Annotated in this window: 16 protein-coding genes and 2 rRNA genes; 5 read left to right on the top strand and 13 right to left on the bottom strand. The window is 72.3% G+C overall.

All coding sequences use genetic code 11. The features are described 5' to 3' along the window. Positions 1-120 precede the first annotated feature (120 nt). Both ACFY00_RS09980 and ACFY00_RS09975 read left to right on the top strand, forming a co-directional pair. Positions 121-951: a hypothetical protein gene (locus ACFY00_RS09980; protein WP_388029265.1), complete on the top strand. Its 831-nt coding sequence runs from the start codon at positions 121-123 to the stop codon at positions 949-951. 155 nt (positions 952-1,106) lie between these two features. Next, on the top strand, positions 1,107-1,280 hold the full coding sequence (locus ACFY00_RS09975) for a hypothetical protein (protein WP_158714998.1): 174 nt from the start codon (positions 1,107-1,109) through the stop codon (positions 1,278-1,280). A gap of 45 nt (positions 1,281-1,325) precedes the next feature. On the opposite strand, the gene ACFY00_RS09970 is transcribed toward ACFY00_RS09975, so the two are convergent. Beyond that, on the bottom strand, positions 1,326-1,685 hold the full coding sequence (locus ACFY00_RS09970; RefSeq protein ID WP_285736278.1) for a metal-sensitive transcriptional regulator: 360 nt from the start codon (positions 1,683-1,685) through the stop codon (positions 1,326-1,328). 223 nt (positions 1,686-1,908) lie between these two features. On the opposite strand from ACFY00_RS09970, the gene ACFY00_RS09965 reads away from it, so the two are divergent. Both ACFY00_RS09965 and ACFY00_RS09960 read left to right on the top strand, forming a co-directional pair. Then, positions 1,909-2,529, top strand: coding sequence for a DUF47 domain-containing protein (locus ACFY00_RS09965; RefSeq protein ID WP_388029261.1), 621 nt, complete (start codon positions 1,909-1,911; stop codon positions 2,527-2,529). 5 nt (positions 2,530-2,534) lie between these two features. Next, on the top strand, positions 2,535-3,530 hold the full coding sequence (locus ACFY00_RS09960) for an anion permease (protein WP_388029258.1): 996 nt from the start codon (positions 2,535-2,537) through the stop codon (positions 3,528-3,530). 162 nt (positions 3,531-3,692) lie between these two features. Here the strand turns inward: ACFY00_RS09960 and pstB are convergent, their stop codons facing one another. The 9 genes from pstB to ACFY00_RS09915 all read right to left on the bottom strand — a co-directional run bounded on the left by pstB (position 3,693) and on the right by ACFY00_RS09915 (position 14,283). Next, positions 3,693-4,469 carry a phosphate ABC transporter ATP-binding protein PstB gene (pstB, locus tag ACFY00_RS09955; RefSeq protein ID WP_388029255.1) on the bottom strand — a complete coding sequence of 259 codons (777 nt, stop codon included), beginning with the start codon at positions 4,467-4,469 and terminating at the stop codon, positions 3,693-3,695. 41 nt (positions 4,470-4,510) lie between these two features. After that, positions 4,511-5,590: a phosphate ABC transporter permease PstA gene (gene pstA / locus ACFY00_RS09950; RefSeq protein WP_388029252.1), complete on the bottom strand. Its 1,080-nt coding sequence runs from the start codon at positions 5,588-5,590 to the stop codon at positions 4,511-4,513. Between the two features lie 73 nt (positions 5,591-5,663). Further along, positions 5,664-6,647 (bottom strand): phosphate ABC transporter permease subunit PstC, encoded by a 984-nt coding sequence (pstC, locus tag ACFY00_RS09945; RefSeq protein ID WP_388029249.1) that lies wholly within the window; start codon positions 6,645-6,647, stop codon positions 5,664-5,666. Between the two features lie 169 nt (positions 6,648-6,816). Then, entirely contained in the window at positions 6,817-7,962 is a 1,146-nt protein-coding gene (gene pstS / locus ACFY00_RS09940) for a phosphate ABC transporter substrate-binding protein PstS (RefSeq protein WP_388029247.1), read from the bottom strand. 244 nt (positions 7,963-8,206) lie between these two features. After that, positions 8,207-8,713, bottom strand: coding sequence for an NUDIX hydrolase (locus ACFY00_RS09935; RefSeq protein WP_388029244.1), 507 nt, complete (start codon positions 8,711-8,713; stop codon positions 8,207-8,209). Between the two features lie 40 nt (positions 8,714-8,753). Next, positions 8,754-9,821 (bottom strand): CHAD domain-containing protein, encoded by a 1,068-nt coding sequence (locus tag ACFY00_RS09930; RefSeq protein WP_388029241.1) that lies wholly within the window; start codon positions 9,819-9,821, stop codon positions 8,754-8,756. A gap of 89 nt (positions 9,822-9,910) precedes the next feature. Then, complete coding sequence (locus tag ACFY00_RS09925; protein ID WP_388029238.1) at positions 9,911-12,331, bottom strand: RNA degradosome polyphosphate kinase; 2,421 nt, start codon at positions 12,329-12,331, stop codon at positions 9,911-9,913. Between the two features lie 285 nt (positions 12,332-12,616). Beyond that, the gene (gene mshD / locus ACFY00_RS09920) at positions 12,617-13,537 is read right to left on the bottom strand and encodes a mycothiol synthase (protein WP_388029235.1); all 921 of its coding nucleotides are present in this window, start codon (positions 13,535-13,537) and stop codon (positions 12,617-12,619) included. 53 nt (positions 13,538-13,590) lie between these two features. Continuing rightward, positions 13,591-14,283: a TetR/AcrR family transcriptional regulator gene (locus ACFY00_RS09915; protein ID WP_388029233.1), complete on the bottom strand. Its 693-nt coding sequence runs from the start codon at positions 14,281-14,283 to the stop codon at positions 13,591-13,593. Positions 14,284-14,380: 97 nt separating this feature from the next. On the opposite strand from ACFY00_RS09915, the gene ACFY00_RS09910 reads away from it, so the two are divergent. Next, complete coding sequence (locus ACFY00_RS09910) at positions 14,381-15,154, top strand: SDR family oxidoreductase (RefSeq protein WP_388029231.1); 774 nt, start codon at positions 14,381-14,383, stop codon at positions 15,152-15,154. Between the two features lie 23 nt (positions 15,155-15,177). On the opposite strand, the gene ACFY00_RS09905 is transcribed toward ACFY00_RS09910, so the two are convergent. The 3 genes from ACFY00_RS09905 to ACFY00_RS09895 form a co-directional block, all read right to left on the bottom strand. Continuing rightward, on the bottom strand, positions 15,178-15,798 hold the full coding sequence (locus ACFY00_RS09905; protein ID WP_388029230.1) for a hypothetical protein: 621 nt from the start codon (positions 15,796-15,798) through the stop codon (positions 15,178-15,180). A gap of 81 nt (positions 15,799-15,879) precedes the next feature. Continuing rightward, positions 15,880-15,996, bottom strand: a 5S ribosomal RNA gene (rrf, locus tag ACFY00_RS09900). Between the two features lie 84 nt (positions 15,997-16,080). Continuing rightward, positions 16,081-16,173 (bottom strand): 23S ribosomal RNA (locus tag ACFY00_RS09895); the annotation flags it as partial.

Raw genomic sequence — 16,173 nt, 5'->3', positions numbered from 1 at the left:
ACCGTCCGGTGAACAACGGCGTAACCTTCCGCGCCCCAACTCGTTTGCCTGGCAAGCGCTCTGCCCATCCGGGGCGGTTGCTTGCCGGGTCATCCGGGGCCCGAGGGGGTTGTCGAAGAAGTGAAGAAGCTCAACCGCGCCGCCGCCGCGGCCCTGCTCGTCACGGCGCTGTCGGCCTGCACGGGCGGCGGCCAGGACCGGCCGAACTCCGCCGACCAGCTGTCCTCCGACCCGCTGACGGCGGTCCGCTCGGCCGCCGACATCACCGGCCGGACGGGTTCGGTGCGCGCGACGACCGAGCTGATCACCGAGTCCGCCGAGAAGAAGGCGGTCTTCAACGGCAACGGCGGCTACGACTACGTGAAGCGGGTCGGCCGCCTGGAGATCGACGTCCCGCCCGGCGCCGCCACCACCGGGAAGATCACCGAGGTGGTGCTGCCCGGCACGGTGTACCTGCAGAACAGCGGCGCGAAGATCCCCGAGGGCAAGTGGGTCAAGCTGGACGTGCGCCAGCTCCCGGACGGCAACCTGGTGAGCTCCGGCGCCACCGACCCGGCCACCGCCGCCGGGGCGCTGCGCGGCGCGCAGAGCGCCGAACTGGTCGGCACCGAGCCGGTGGGCGGCGTGGAGCTCAAGCACTACAAGGGCACCCTGGACCTGGCGAAGGCCGCCGACGCGACCGGCGGCCGCGGGGCGGACGGCCTGCGGATGGCGGCCCAGACCTTCACGGTGAAGGAGATCCCGTACGAGGTCTGGCTGGACGGCCAGGGGCGGCTGCACAAGGTGGTGGAGCACTTCGCCTTCGCCGGGGTGGCCGGGTCCACCGCGGCGAAGGACCAGGTCAAGGTGGTGTCCACGCTGTCGCTGGCCGACTTCGGCAAGCCGGTGGAGGCCGCCGAGCCCGCAGCCGCCGACATCTACTCGATGAAGGCCAGCCCCTCGCCGAAGTGACCGGCGGCAACCGGCAGCGGCCGGTGGTGCCGGGCCACCCGTTTCGGGCGGCAGAGATGACCCGTCCGTGCCATGTGGCCCGGCCTCCCGCTCCCTACGCTGGTGGGGGCGGGCAAGCCGGGGCGGGCGGACGGGGCGCGGAAGGGGTGGAGGCCATGGCATCCGGGGAGAACGGCACCGGCGGCCACGACAGAACCGCGCTGGACGAGATCGACCTGACCGGCGAGCTGATGATCGCCGCCTCGGCCAGCCGGGCCGAACGGCTGGCCGCCGAGCAGATCGACGAAGTCCTGCTGGCCCGCCGCGGGCCGGAGCGGCCGGAGGACTGACCGGCCGTCAGCCCGCGGCGGTTCGACAGCGTGCGGCGGCCGGTCTCAGGTGCGCAGCAGTCGGGCGATGGCGGCGCTGGCCTCGGCGACCTTGGCGTTCAGCTCCTCGCCGCCGTCCTCCGCGGCGGCCGCGGCGGCGACGCAGTGCCGCAGGTGCTCCTCCAGCAGGGAGAGCGCGAAGGACTGCAGGGCCTTGGTGGAGGCGGACACCTGGGTGAGGATGTCGATGCAGTAGACGTCCTCGTCGACCATCCGCTGCAGGCCGCGGACCTGACCCTCGATCCGGCGCAGCCGCTTGAGGTGCGCCTCCTTCTCGCCGCTGTAGCCGTGCGGACCGGCGGCCGCGGGGGCGCCATGGCAGGCCGCCGGTGCGGTGTCGGTGCTCGGGGTGTCGATGGTGGTCATCCGGTCCGCCCTCTTGGTCTCGGTACTCGGCCAATTCTCCAACACGCGACACCGGCCCGGTGTTCCGCCGTCCGGGCGTCAGGACACAGATCCCCGTGCAGAGCGGGAGCAAACCGGCGTGTCGTGGGACACACTTAGGGCGCGCGTCGGCAACCCCGTGCTCATGCACGGGGGGCGTGCGCCTAGCATCGTCAAGTACCGACCCCGCACATCGGAGATTTCCGTGCGTTTTAGCCTGACCCCGAAGGAGACGAGCTTCTACGACATGTTCGCCGCCGCGGCGGAGAACCTGGTCGTCGGATCGAAGCTCCTGCTGGAACTACTGGGCTCTGACGTGTCAGCCCGCGCGGAGATCGTCGAGCGCATGCGCGCCGCCGAGCACGCGGGGGACGACACCACCCATGCGATCTTCCACCAGCTGAACTCCTCGTTCATCACCCCGTTCGACCGGGAGGACATCTACAACCTGGCCTCCTCGCTGGACGACATCATGGACTTCATGGAGGAGGCCGTCGACCTGGTCGTGCTGTACGACATCGAGACCCTCCCGAAGGGCATCGAGCAGCAGATCGAGGTGCTGGCCCGGGCGGCCGAGCTGACTGCGGGGGCGATGCCCAACCTGCGGTCGATGTCGAACCTCACCGAGTACTGGATCGAGGTGAACCGGCTGGAGAACCAGGCGGACCAGATCCACCGCAAGCTGCTGGCCCACCTGTTCTCCGGCCAGTACGAGGCGATCGAGGTGCTGAAGCTCAAGCAGGTCGTGGACGTCCTCGAAGAGGCCGCCGACGCGTTCGAGCACGTGGCCAACACGGTGGAGACCATCGCCGTCAAGGAGTCCTGACCTCCGTGGACATGGCAGCACTGATCGTCGTCATCGGCGTCGCATTCTTCTTCACGTACACGAACGGCTTCCACGACTCCGCCAACGCGATCGCCACCTCGGTCTCCACCCGGGCGCTGACGCCCCGGGCGGCGCTGGCGATGGCCGCGGTGATGAACCTGGCGGGCGCGTTCCTCGGCAGCGGGGTCGCGAAGACCGTCTCCAAGGGGATCATCGAGACCCCGACCGGCAGCAGGGGCATGGCGATCCTGTTCTCGGCCCTGGTCGGGGCGATCGCCTGGAACCTGGTGACCTGGTACTTCGGCCTGCCGTCCTCCTCCTCGCACGCGCTGTTCGGCGGCATGGTGGGCGCGGCGCTGGCGGGCGGCATCGGGGTGGTCTGGCACGGCGTGGTCGACAAGATCATCATTCCGATGATCGTCTCGCCGGTGGTCGGCCTGGTCGGCGGTTTCCTGGTGATGCTGGCGATCCTGTGGATCTTCCGGCGGGCCAACCCGCACAAGGCCAAGCGCAACTTCCGGGTGGCGCAGACCGCCTCGGCGGCCGCGATGGCGCTGGCGCACGGCCTGCAGGACGCCCAGAAGACCATGGGCATCGTGGTGATGGCCCTGGTCATCTCCGGCCACCAGACCGGCAACGGCATCCCGATCTGGGTGAAGATCTCCTGCGCCACGATGCTCTCGCTGGGCACCTACGCGGGCGGCTGGCGGATCATGCGCACCCTCGGCCGGAAGATCATCGAGCTGGACCCGCCGCAGGGCTTCGCCGCCGAGGCGACCGCCTCCGCGGTGATGTACACCACCTCGTTCGTCTACGCGGCGCCGATCTCCACCACCCACGTGATCACCTCGGCGATCATGGGCGTGGGCGCCACCAAGCGGGTCCGCGCGGTCCGCTGGGGGGTGGCGAAGAACATCGTGCTGGGCTGGTTCATCACCATGCCGGCCGCGGCGATCGTGGCGGCCGCGGTGTTCGGGATCACCGACCTGCTGGTGCTCTGACCCGGACGCCCGGACCGGCGACGGAAGGGCCCGCCCCCACAGCACGGGGGCGGGCCCTTCCTGCTTGCTCCGCGGCGGCACCGCCATGCAGCGCCGCGGAGCGGTCCTTGCGGCGCGGGGGCCGACCGGTGCGGGGACCGCGCTCCGGCCCCCGCGGGCCGGTCAGCCGAAGCGGCCGGAGATGTAGTCCTCGGTGGCCTGGACCGACGGGTTGGAGAAGATCCGCTGGGTGTCGTCGAGCTCGACCAGCTTGCCGGGCTGGCCGACGCCCGCCAGGTTGAAGAAGGCGGTGCGGTCGGAGACCCGGGCCGCCTGCTGCATGTTGTGCGTCACGATCACGATGGTGAACTGCGACTTGAGCTCGCCGATCAGGTCCTCGATGGCGAGGGTGGAGATCGGGTCGAGGGCCGAACAGGGCTCGTCCATCAGCAGCACCTCGGGCTCGACCGCGATCGCCCGGGCGATGCACAGGCGCTGCTGCTGGCCGCCGGAGAGGCCCGCGCCGGGCTTGTTCAGGCGGTCCTTGACCTCGTTCCACAGGTTGGCGCCCTGCAGGGACTTCTCCACCACGCCGTCCAGGACGGACTTCTTCTTCACGCCCGCCAGCTTGAGGCCGGCCACCACGTTGTCGTAGATCGACATGGTGGGGAACGGGTTGGGGCGCTGGAACACCATGCCGACCGAGCGGCGGACGGCGACCGGGTCGACGTTGGCGCCGTACAGGTTCTCGTCGTCCAGCAGCACCTTGCCCTCGACGCGGGCGCCGGGGATCACCTCGTGCATCCGGTTGAGGGTGCGCAGGAAGGTGGACTTGCCGCAGCCCGAGGGGCCGATGAAGGCGGTCACCGAGCGGGGCTCGATGGTCATCGAGATGTCGTCGATGGCGCGGGTGGAGCCGTAGAAGGCGGACAGTCCGCTGACGTCGATGCGCTTGGCCATGATCCTTGGTCTCTTCTCGTCTTCTCGTACGTCAGTCGGTCTCAGTGCCCGCCCTTGGGCGAGCGCCAGCGCGCGATGCCCCGGGCGACGAGGTTGAGCCCCATCACGAAGGCGATCAGCACCAGTGCCGCGCCCCAGGCGCGCTGGTATCCGAAGTCGTTGTTGATCTGCGAGTACTGCTGCCAGATGTAGAGCGGCAGCGTCTGCTGGGGCCCGTTGAACGGGTCGCTGTTGATGAAGTCGGCACCGAACACCAGCATCATCACGGGGGCGGTCTCACCGGTGATGCGGGCGACCGCCAGCATCACACCGGTGGTGATCCCGCCGATGGCCGTGGGGAGGACGATCCGCAGGATGGTCTTCCAGCGCGGCACGCCCAGCGCGTACGAGGCCTCGCGGAGCTCGTTCGGGACGAGCTTGAGCATCTCCTCGGTCGAGCGGACCACCACCGGCATCATCAGGATGGCCAGCGCGAGGCTGCCCGAGAAGCCGGAGTACTCGAAGCCGAGGGCGATGTTCCAGAGGGAGAGGATGAAGAGACCGGCGACGACCGACGGGATGCCCGTCATCACGTCGACGAAGAAGGTGACCGCCTTGGCGAGCCGGCCGCGGCCGTACTCCACCAGGTAGACGGCGGTGAGCAGGCCGATCGGCGCGGCGATCAGGGTGGCCAGCAGGACCTGCTCGATGGTGCCGATGATGGCGTGGTAGATGCCGCCGTCCGGGCTCAGGGTGGCGACGACGCCCTTCATCGAGTGGGTGAGGAACTCGGGGCTGATCGCGCCGACGCCCTGCTGGACGGTGTAGAAGGTCAGGGCCACCAGCGGCACCACGGCGCAGACGAAGGAGACCCAGACCAGCGAGGTGGCGAACCGGTCCCTGGCCTGGCGGCGGCCCTCGACCGAGGCCGAGACGGTGTAGCTGACGACCAGGAACAGCAGGGCGGAGATCAGGCCCCACTGCACGTGGCTCTCCAGCCCGGCGGCGGCGCCGATGCCGCAGCCGAGGGCGATCGAGGCGGCGGCGGTGCCGGCCGGCGCCCAGCGGGGCAGCCGGGCCGCGGTCAGCCGGTGGCCGAGCTGCGGCGGGGTGGCATCGGTGATGGTGACGGTGCTGCTCATGCCCCCGCCTCGCTGGCGCTCGGCGCGTGCTTCGCACGTGCACACCTGTTGATGACGAACTCGCTCCGCTCGTTCATGCGGCGGCCCCCGAGTACTCCTTGCGACGGGCGATGATCATGCGGGCCGCGCCGTTCACCAGCAGGGTGATGACGAACAGGACCAGGCCGGAGGCCATCAGGGCGTCCCGGCCCAGCGGCTGGGCCTCGTTGAACTTCAGCGCGATGTTCTGCGCGAAGGTGCCGCCGCCCGGGTCGAGCAGGTGCAGCGACAGGACGTTGTTGGTGGACAGCACGGTGGCGACGGCGATGGTCTCGCCGAGCGCGCGGCCCAGGCCGAGCATCGAGGCGGAGATGATGCCGGGGCGGCCGAACGGCAGCACCGCGGTGCGGATCATCTCCCAGCGGGTCGCGCCGAGCGCGAGCGCCGCCTCCTCGTGCATCCGCGGGACCTGCCGGAAGACCTCGCGGGTGACCGCGGTGATGATCGGCAGCACCATGATCGCGAGCAGGATGCCGACGGTGAACAGGTTGCGCGGCGGGACGCCGGTGCTGGACTGGTCGAAGACGTACGTCCAGCCGAGGTACTGGTCCAGCCAGCTGGTCAGGCCGTCCATGTGCGGGACGAGGAACAGCACGCCCCACAGGCCGTAGACGATGGACGGGACGGCGGCCAGCAGGTCCACCAGGTAGGCGAAGGGCTGGGCGATCCGGCGGGGCGCGTAGTGCGAGATGAACAGCGCGATGCCGACCGCGATCGGGACCGCGATGACCATCGCGATGAGCGCGCTGACCAGGGTACCGAAGGTGAGGACGGCGATGCCGAACACCGGCTTGGCGCCGTCCGGGGCCCACTCGAAGGTGGTGAGGAAGTTGCCCTCGTTCTTGCCCAGGGCGAGGAAGGAGCGGTAGGCGAGGAAGCCTGCGATGGCGGCCATGACGACCAGCAGCAGGACGCCCGATCCGCGCGAGAGGTTGAAGAAGACGCTGTCGCCGCGGCGGCTGTCGCCCCGGCTCCGTCGAGCCCGTCCCCGCGCGTCGGCGGGGGGTGCAGAAGTCATGATCGTTTACTCCGGTCTGGCGGCGCTGCCCCGCGGAGGGCGGCACCTTGGCGGCGGTGCCCCGGACGTTCTCGTGGTGGTGTGGTGCGTGGTGCGCGTGGACGAATGCCCCGGCCGGGCGGCCCCTCCCCCCTCCTTGGGGGGCCGCCCGGCCGGTCGTCGCTCAGCCTCAGGCGAGGGCGCCGATCTGGGTCTTGACCTTGCCCGCGAGCTCGGCCGGCAGCGGCACGTAGCCGACCGCGCCGATGGCCTGCTGGCCCGCCTCGCTGACGGTGTAGTTCAGGAAGGACTTCAGGACCGGCAGGCTGTCGGCCTTGTTGCCCTTGTCGCAGACGATCTCGTAGGTGACCAGGGTCAGCGGGTAGTTGCCCTCGGCCTTGGTCGCGTAGTCGATCTCCAGCGCCAGGTCGGCACCGGTGCCGACGACCTTGGCGGCGGCCAGGGTGGCGGCGGCGTTGGCGGCGGTGGCCTCGACCGGCTTGGAGGCGCCGGTGTTGATCGCGGCGCTGTTCAGCTTGTTGGTCTGGGCGTAGGAGAGCTCGACGTAGGAGATCGAGTTCTTGACGGCCTTCACCTGGGAGGCGACACCGGCGGAGCCGTTCGCGGACTGGCCGCCCTGGCCCGCCCAGGTCTTCGCGGCCGGGTACTTCCAGGCGCCGCCGCCGGCCTTGGCCAGGTAGCCGGTCAGGTTGGCGGTGGTGCCGGAGTCGTCCGAGCGGTGGATCGCCTGGATGTCGGCGGCCGGGAGGTTGACGCCCGGGTTCAGGGTGGCGATCGCCGGGTCGTTCCACTTGGTGATCTGCGCGTCGAAGATCTTCGCCAGGGTCGGACCGTCCAGGACGAGCTTGTCGACGCCCTCGACGTTGAAGACGATCGAGATCAGGCCGCCGACCATCGGGAGGTCGATCGCCTGGCCGCCGGTGCAGACCGTCTTCGAGGCGTCGACCTCGGCCGGCTTGAGGGCCGAGTCCGAGCCCGCGAAGGCGATCTTGCCCTGGTTGAACTGGGTGACGCCGGCACCGGAGCCGCCGCCGGAGTAGGTCAGGGTGGCGCTGGAGCAGGCGGCGCTGTAGGCGGCCTTCCAGACGTCGATGGCCGGAGCCTGCGCGGTCGAACCGGCGCCCAGCAGCTGACCGCCCTTGTCGGCGCAGGCGATCTTGGCCGGGGCGGCCGCCGTGGAACCACCGGAGGCGGACGAGCCCGAGGTGCTGTTCGAGGTGTTGTCGTCCGTGCCGCAAGCCGAGAGCGACAGCGTGGAGACGAGCGCGACGGCACCGATGGCGAGGGCCTTGGAGCGGCCGTTCCGCAGGTTCACTGGGTGTCCCTTTCTGAGGCAATGCCGGTCTCGGAACGACCGGTTTTGCTGTGGTCCGGGGCCCTTCCGGCCCTCCGGTAACCCAGAAGTTAGGCAGGACAGGTGACGCGTCAGCCCGACGCAAATGAACGGGGAGTGAACCTCGAAGGGACGTCAGGAAACTGCGGCCGGTAGTAACGGTTGCGTCACGGTGGGGGCGCGGTGAGATCACCCGCACGACCTGTGCGAACCACCCGGACGGCCCTCAGCCGAGCAGCAGTTCCAGCAGCGCGTCCACCAGCACCCGGTCCCGCGGGTGGGTCAGCCGCTCCCTGGCGCGCTTCGGCGGCAGCCACTCCAGGCGGTCCACCTCCCGGTTGGGCCGGAACGCGCCACCCGTGGGCACCGCCGACCAGTACCGGACCTCCTTGGGGCGGCCGTGCGCCAGGTAGTGCTGGGCCGGCAGCTCGGCCCCCAGCACGCAGCGCATCCCGGTCTCCTCCAGCACCTCGCGCAGCGCCGCCGCCCGCCAGCCCTCCCCCGGGTCCAGCTTCCCCTTCGGCAGGCTCCAGTCGTCGTACTTGGGCCGGTGCACCAGCGCGATCCGCGGCTTCTTCCGGCCCTTGCCGCCCTTCTTCGGCGGTCCCGGCACCCACAGCACCGCCCCCGCCGCCAGCACCGTCGAACGGGAGCCCGCCGCCGGACGGCGGCTCAGCCGGGCACCGCCCGACCGGGCCGGAGCGGGGTCGGGCGGGGAGGAACGATCGGGCATCAGCGGTACGCGGTCCGTCCGGGCGGGGGCGACGAGGTCCTCAACCCGGCAGCACCGCCACCGGGCCCACCAGCCCCGGGGCCACCCCCGGCCACTGGCGCCCGAAAGCGTACCGGGCCGACTCGACCTCCAAACGCTGGTCCGCGTGCACCACGCCCAGCACGTACGCCGTCGCCGGGGTGATCCGCGGCGTGCGGGCCGCCGTCGCCACCGTCGCCGCCGCGTCCGAGGCCTCCTGGTGGCGGGCCAGCACCCCGTCCAGCTCGGCCAGGCCCCCGCCCGGGGCGCCGCACACCTCCAGCGCGTACCGGGCCCGCTTCACCAGGATCCGGGCCCGCAGCCACGGCGCGTCGTCCGCCGCCAGCGTCGCGTCCGCGTCCGCCGCCCCGCGCGCCGCCGGGACGGCGCCCGGCTCCGCCGCCGCCCCGCCCAGCCGGTGCAGCCCCGCCCCGCCGTACGCCTGCGCCGCCCGCTGCCACGGCAGCCGCTCGCCCGCCGCCAGCAGCGCCGCCAGCGCCGCCGCGGTCTGCGGCAGCAGCGCCGCGGCCGGTTCCGCGGCCGCCGCGGTCAGCGGCACCTCCCCGGCCAGCAGCGTCATCCGGTCCGCCAGCGCGTGCAGCCGGGCCGAGCGCAGCTCCTGCAGCAGCGCGGTGTGGGCCCTGGTCCTGGCCAGCGTCAGCTGCCGCTCCAGCAGCGCCCGGGCCTTGGGCGCGCCCGCGTGCCCGGCCAGCATGCCCGCCCCGTCCGGGGAGGTGTCGGCCAGCGAGTCCAGCGCGCCCGTCAGCCGCACCGCGCGCCGCTGGTAGCCCGGCTCCTGGGCGAGCAGGTTGAGCAGCCAGCGCAGCTCGGTGCGCGACTCCTGCGCCCACTGCGGGTCGAAGGCCGCCGCGAAGGTGTGCAGCGCCCCGCCGACCCGGCGCACCGCGCGCAGCAGGTCGTCCGCGGCCCGCGCCGACGCCGGGAGCGCCCCCGGTCTCGACCCCGCCTCGCCGACCACCTGCGGCAGGGCGCGCAGGAACGCGCCCGCCTGGGCGGTCAGGTAGCCGGCAAGGACCTCCCCGGCGGTCGCGGCGCGCGCCACCGGGGCCGTCGTCGGCGCATCGGTCATGGCTGTGGCTCTCCCCGATTTCCTCCCTGGGCCAGCCCCAGGGGTGCAGTCCGCCCGCGCCGGGGCTCCCGGCGCGGGCGGGGTGCCGCTCAGCGCGCGGCGGCGGAGCCGCGGTTGCGGCGGCGCGAGTCGATCAGCAGGTCCTGGACGTGGCGCAGCGGGCGGCCCTCGGCGTCCTGCGCGTGCCGGGTCCAGGTGCCGTCCGCGCCCAGGTGCCAGGAGTCGGTCTCGTCGGAGACGCCGAGCTCCAGCAGTCCGTTCAGCTCGGCCCGGTGCGCCGGGTCGGTGACCCGCACCAGGGCCTCGATCCGGCGGTCCAGGTTGCGGTGCATCATGTCGGCGCTGCCGATCCACACCTCCGGGTCGCCGCCGTTGCCGAACACGAACACCCGCGAGTGCTCCAGGAACCGCCCGAGGATCGACCGCACCCGGACGTTCTCGCTCAGCCCCGGCACGCCCGGCCGGATCGCGCAGATGCCGCGCACCCACACGTCCACCGGCACCCCGGCCTGCGAGGCCCGGTACAGCGCGTCGATGACCACCTCGTCGACGATCGAGTTGACCTTGATCTTGACGAAGGCGGGCCGCCCGGCCCGGTGGTGCGCGATCTCCCCGTTGATCCGCGCCACCAGCCCGTCCCGCAGCCCGCGCGGCGCGGTCAGCAGCCGCCGGTACGACTCGCGCCGCGAGTAGCCCGACAGCCGGTTGAACAGGTCCGACAGGTCCGCGCCGACCTGCGGGTCGGCCGTCAGCAGGCCCAGGTCCTCGTACAGCCGGGCCGTCTTCGGGTGGTAGTTGCCGGTGCCGACGTGCGAGTAGCGGCGCAGCGTGTCGCCCTCCTGGCGGACCACCAGCGACAGCTTGCAGTGCGTCTTCAGCCCGACCAGGCCGTACACCACGTGGCAGCCGGACTCCTCCAGCTTCCGGGCCCACTTGATGTTCGCCTGCTCGTCGAACCGGGCCTTGATCTCCACCAGCACCAGCACCTGCTTGCCGGACTCCGCCGCGTCGATCAGCGCGTCCACGATCGGCGAGTCGCCGGAGGTGCGGTACAGCGTCTGCTTGATCGCCAGCACGTGCGGGTCGGCGGCGGCCTGCTCCAGGAACGCCTGCACCGAGGTGGAGAACGAGTCGTACGGGTGGTGCAGCAGCACGTCCCGCTCGCGCATCGCGGCGAAGATGTCCGGAAGCGTCGCCGACTCCACGTCGGTCAGCCCGCGGGCCGTGCCCGCCACGAACTTCGGGTACCTCAGCTCCGGCCGGTCCAGGTCGGCGATCCCGAACAGCCCGGTCAGGTCCAGCGGCCCGGGCAGCGGGAAGACCTCCGCCTCGGTGATGTTCAGCTCCCGCACCAGCAGGTCCAGGATGTACGGGTCGATCGACTCCTCGACCTCCAGGCGCACCGGCGGGCCGAAGCGGCGCCGCATCAGCTCCTTCTCCAGCGCCTTCAGGATGTTCTCGGTGTCGTCCTCCTCCACCTCCAGGTCCTCGTTGCGGGTGACCCGGAACGCGTGGTGGGCGAGCACCTCCATCCCCGGGAACAGCTCCTCCAGGTGCGCCCCCATCACGTCCTCCAGCGGCACGTACCGCTGCGGCGAGGCCTCCAGGAAGCGGGACAGCGACTGCGGCACCTTCACCCGGGCGAAGTGCTTGTGCCCCGACACCGGGTTGCGGACCACCACCGCCAGGTTCAGCGACAGCCCCGATATGTACGGGAACGGGTGCGCCGGGTCGACCGCCAGCGGCGTCAGGACGGGGAAGATCTGCTGCCGGAACAGCGTGTGCAGCCGGGCCTGCTCGGCCTCCGCCAGGTCCGGCCAGCGCACCAGCTCGATGCCCTCGGCCGCCAGGTCCGGCAGCACCTCCTGCTGGAAGGTCGCCGCGTGGCGCGCCATCAGCTCGCGCGAGCGCCGCCAGATCAGGTCCAGCACCTCGCGCGGCTGCAGGCCGGACGCCGAGCGCTGGGCCACCCCGGTGGCGATCCGGCGCTTGAGGCCCGCGACCCGCACCATGAAGAACTCGTCCAGATTGGACGCGAAGATCGCCAGGAACTTGGCCCGCTCCAGCAGCGGGATGTCCGGGTCCTCCGCGAGCTCCAGCACCCGCTCGTTGAACGCCAGCCAGCTGCGCTCGCGGTCCAGGAACCGGCCCTGCGGCAGCTCCGCCTCCTCCGCGGCGCCGACGCCGCCCGGCGCCCCCGCCGGGAAGGCCGCCGACACCGCGGCGGGCAGCGCCGTGGCCGCCCGCGGTGCCCCGGCCCCAGCCCCGGACTCCGGCTCGGGACCGGCCGCCCCGGCCTTGCCGCGCACCGGCACCGGGCGCGGCCGCGCCTGCTTGTCGGCGTCCTTGTCCTTGCCGGCGTCCTTCCCTGCGTCCTTGTCGGCGTCCTTGCCGGCGGCCCTGCCGCGGGCACCGGACCCGGACCTCGCGCCCGACCGTACGGCGGGCTTCTGCTCACTGCTGCGCTCGACCGGACCGGCCGAGTCGGTGACGGGGCGGGGGATGCTCATCGGTTCCAGCTCCTCCTGCAGGACGCGGCCCCGGCGGGGCGAAGGGCATGACTCCGCAAGCTGCTCGTCCTCGTCGACCCACGTCCACCCGCCCGGGGACGCCGGGATCCGCCCGGACGGGCGGCGGGTGGAGCGGTGACGCGGACGCGGCAATACGGACGACATTCTGTGATCTTCGCGGCGTCAATTGAATCCACGGTAAACACCGCATGGCCAGGAGGAAAGCTGAGTCCGTCACCCCTGTGGCCGCGGTCGGACGCGCCCTTCCGCCCGCGTCCGACCGGCTCAGTGCAGCCCGGACGGCTCCCACCGGTACATCAGGTCGACCTCGTGGACCTCGAACCCGAGCCGCTCGTACACCCGCACGGCGGCCGCGTTGTCCGCGTCCACGTACAGCATCACCGTCGGCAGGCCGCGCTCCAGGACCAGGTGTCGCAGACCCACCGCCGTCAACGCCTTACCCAGGCCATTACCCTGCTCGGCCGGATCCACCCCCACCACGTACACCTCGCCCAGCCCGTCCGGCTGGACCTTCGTCCAGTGGAAGCCCACCAGCCGGCCGTCCCGCTCCGCCAGGAAGAAGCCCTTCGGGTCGAACCACGGCTCGGCGATCCGCTCCGCCAGGTCGCGCTCCGTCCAGGAGCCCTGCTCCGGGTGGTGCGCGAAGGCCAGCGCGTTCAGCGCCAGCCAGGCCGCCTCGTCCCGGCCCGGCTCGAAGGTCCGCAGCCGCACGCCCGCGGGCAGCGGCACCGCGTCCGGCGCGGGCGCGGTGCGCCGCATCTGGCGCAGCTCGCGCACCAGATGCGCCCCGTGCACCTCGGCCAGGTGCCGGGCGGCCGGGAGGCCGCCGTGCGCCCAGAAGTCCAGCCCGCCGTCGGCCCCGGCCAGCACCGCGCGCACCAGCTCGCCGCCCAGGCCCCGGCCGCGCTCGGCCGGGGCCACCGTCAGCTCCACCGTCCCCGGCCGCTCCCCCTCGACCTGCGCGTAGCCCACCACCGTGCCGTCCACCGGCTGCAGCAGGTGCCGCACCCCTTCGCGCGGGCGGTCCGGCCGGATCCGCAGCCGCCCGGCCTCCGACACCGCCTCCCGCCCGTCCGCCCGGGCCGCCGCCGCCAGCAGCTCCCGCACCTGCCCGGCCTGCCCCTCCGTCAGCACCTCGACCTGCTCGACCCGGCCCGCGCCTGACGTGTTCTCAGAAGTCCGCATACCAGCGAGCGTACGTTCTCCGCCTCGCTTTCCGTACGGGTGCTCCCACGGTGCTACTGCAGGCCGCCGCTCGGCGGCTCCTCCGGGGGCTCCGGCGACTCGGGGGGCCAGGCCGCGAGCGCCAGTTCGGCCGTCGCGGCCAGCTCCGTCGCGTCCGCCCCGTCCCTGGCCCGCTGCGACATGCCCTGCAGCACCGCCCCGAAGTACCGCGCGAGCGCCGCCGGGGACGCCCCCCGCGGCAGTTCGCCCAGCCGGTCGGCGTCCGCCAGCCGCTCCTCGAACAGCCGCAGGTTCGCCGCCCGCAGCCCGCGCAGGAACTCCGCCACCTCCTCGCCCTGGACGGCGGTGTTCACCGCCGCGTTCATCACCAGGCAGCCCGCCGGGTGCGTCGGGTCCGGGTAGATCCGCGCCGCCTCCCGCAGGATCCGGGCGAACGCCGCCCGCGCCGACGCCTCCTGCGCCAGCGCCACCCCCATGAACCCCCCCTCCGGGGAGCGCCCGTACCCCTCCACCACCTCGCGGAACAGCGCCGCCTTGTCGCCGAAGGCCGCGTACAGGCTGCCCGGCTTGATCCCCATCGCCCCGGTCAGCTCGCCCACCGAGGTGGCCTGGTAGCCGCGCTCCCAGAACAGCCTGGTCGCCGCCGCCAGCACCGCCGCCCGGTCGAACGCGGGCGGCCTGCCCCGCTTCGCCGCCGGCCCGGTCGTCCCGGCCGTCCTCGTCGTCTCCGGTGTCATGCCGACCATTTTAGAGCGACCGCTCAAGAAAGGCGCCGGGGCGTGCTAGCTTCTTTCTTGAGCGATCACTCAATAAATGGGTGACGCCGAGAGAGAGGGGACCCCCATGTCCGCACGCCCGCTCGACGGCAAGACCGCCCTGGTCACCGGCGCCTCCCGGGGCATCGGCCGCGCCATCGCCGAACGCCTCGCCCACGACGGCGCCACCGTCGCCCTCGCCTACGCCCGCGACCACTCCGCCGCCGCCACCGTCCTCGACGGCATCCGCGCTCGCGGCGGCCGCGCCTTCTCCCTCCACGCCCCGCTCGGCACCCACGGCGACGCCGCCCGCCTCTGGGCCGCCTACGACGACGCCAGGGCCCCGCACCTGGCGGACGACGGCATCGACATCCTGGTCAACAACGCCGGCATCGGCCGCAGCGCCGCCCTCGCCGACCTCACCGAGGAGGCCTTCGACGAGGTCTTCGCCGTCAACGTCCGCGCCCCCTTCTTCCTCGTCCAGCAGGCCCTCCCCCGCCTGCGCGACGGCGGACGCGTCATCAACGTCTCCAGCGGCGCCGCCCGCATCGCGATGCCCGAGATCATCGCCTACGCCGCCACCAAGGGCGCCCTGGACACCTTCACCCTCAACCTCGCCAAGGAGCTCGGCCCCCGCGGCATCACCGCCAACTCCGTCCACCCCGGCATCGTCGACACCGACGTCAACGCCGCCTGGCTCCGCGACAACCCCGCCGCCCAGGCCCACGCCGCCTCCCTCGCCGCTCTCGGCCGCGTCGCCGACCCCACCGACATCGCCGACGTCGTGGCCTTCCTCGCCTCCCACGACGCCCGCTGGGTCACCGGCCGCACCATCGACGCGACGGGCGGCGCCGGGCTCTGAGCCGGACTCCGCCCCCGCCCGGTTCAGTAGACCGGCGCGACCCCCACCAGGCCCCACCCCCGGGCGGCGGCCCGCCGCGCCACCCGCAGCGGACCGTCGAGCAGTTCCTCGACCGGGTAGTCCGGCGCGTCCCCGAGATCCGCCAACCAGGCCCGTACCCGGTCGAGGACCCGCTCCCGCTCCTCCCCCGACCGTTCCAACACCGCCTCGAACTCCGGGAGCCGCGCCCGTAGCTGGTCCGCGGTCAGCACGAACTCCCCGAACCACCCCGGCAGCGCCAGCACCGCCCCCGGCCCCACCCCGTACGCCAACGCCCCGAACGGGAACGCCTTCCGCACCACCCCGGCGAAGAACAGCTCCGGCTCCGGCTCCTCCAACCACCCCATCACCGCCTCGCGGAACTCCTCCGCCGGGCCCGTCTCCCCGTACCACCCGCCGATCAACCGTCCGAGCCGATCGGCGTCCTCGTCCTCCCACAACCTGCGAGCGCCCCGCCCCGCACGGCTCCGCTCGTACAACGCCTCCCACCAGGCCCGCTCACCCTCGACCTCCACCGGCGGCACGAACAGTTCGTCCGCCTTCGGAAACCGCGCCAGTTCGGCATCGGGCAGCGCCGCGACCACCCACACCCCGGTGTACCCCATCGGGTTCCTCCTCCCGCCTTCCGGTCCGGAAACGCGAGAAAGCCCCCTGACTTCCCGTCAGGGGGCTTTCCCACAAAGATTGTTCGGCGGCGTCCTACTCTCCCACAGGGTCCCCCCTGCAGTACCATCGGCGCTGTGAGGCTTAGCTTCCGGGTTCGGAATGTAACCGGGCGTTTCCCTCACGCTATGACCACCGAAACACTATGAAACTGTGCACCACCCGACCGCACGTGTGCGGCGGGGGGTCGTTGTTTCAGAACAACACAGTGGACGCGAGCAACTGAGGACAAGCCCTCGGCCTATTAGTACCGGTCAACTCCACCCCTCACAGGGCTTCCATATCCGGCCTATCAACCCAGTCGTCTACTGGGAGCC

It is taken from the genome of Kitasatospora sp. NPDC001540, from assembly GCF_042894345.1.
In the GTDB taxonomy this organism is placed as follows: domain Bacteria; phylum Actinomycetota; class Actinomycetes; order Streptomycetales; family Streptomycetaceae; genus Kitasatospora; species Kitasatospora phosalacinea_C.
Note: the sequence above shows the minus strand (reverse complement) of the source record. Positions and strands in the feature narration are given on the sequence as shown.

Excerpts from the sequence above, each read along its gene's own strand:
- ACFY00_RS09915 (WP_388029233.1), bottom strand. The coding sequence starts at position 14,283 with ATGGTCGGCATGACACCGGAGACGACGAGGACGGCCGGGACGACCGGG.
- ACFY00_RS09925 (WP_388029238.1), bottom strand. The coding sequence starts at position 12,331 with ATGAGCATCCCCCGCCCCGTCACCGACTCGGCCGGTCCGGTCGAGCGC.
- mshD (WP_388029235.1), bottom strand. The coding sequence starts at position 13,537 with ATGCGGACTTCTGAGAACACGTCAGGCGCGGGCCGGGTCGAGCAGGTC.
- ACFY00_RS09910 (WP_388029231.1), top strand. The coding sequence starts at position 14,381 with ATGTCCGCACGCCCGCTCGACGGCAAGACCGCCCTGGTCACCGGCGCC.
- pstC (WP_388029249.1), bottom strand. The coding sequence starts at position 6,647 with ATGACTTCTGCACCCCCCGCCGACGCGCGGGGACGGGCTCGACGGAGC.
- ACFY00_RS09930 (WP_388029241.1), bottom strand. The coding sequence starts at position 9,821 with ATGACCGATGCGCCGACGACGGCCCCGGTGGCGCGCGCCGCGACCGCC.
- ACFY00_RS09970 (WP_285736278.1), bottom strand. The coding sequence starts at position 1,685 with ATGACCACCATCGACACCCCGAGCACCGACACCGCACCGGCGGCCTGC.
- ACFY00_RS09905 (WP_388029230.1), bottom strand. The coding sequence starts at position 15,798 with ATGGGGTACACCGGGGTGTGGGTGGTCGCGGCGCTGCCCGATGCCGAA.
- ACFY00_RS09935 (WP_388029244.1), bottom strand. The coding sequence starts at position 8,713 with ATGCCCGATCGTTCCTCCCCGCCCGACCCCGCTCCGGCCCGGTCGGGC.
- pstB (WP_388029255.1), bottom strand. The coding sequence starts at position 4,469 with ATGGCCAAGCGCATCGACGTCAGCGGACTGTCCGCCTTCTACGGCTCC.
- ACFY00_RS09975 (WP_158714998.1), top strand. The coding sequence starts at position 1,107 with ATGGCATCCGGGGAGAACGGCACCGGCGGCCACGACAGAACCGCGCTG.
- pstA (WP_388029252.1), bottom strand. The coding sequence starts at position 5,590 with ATGAGCAGCACCGTCACCATCACCGATGCCACCCCGCCGCAGCTCGGC.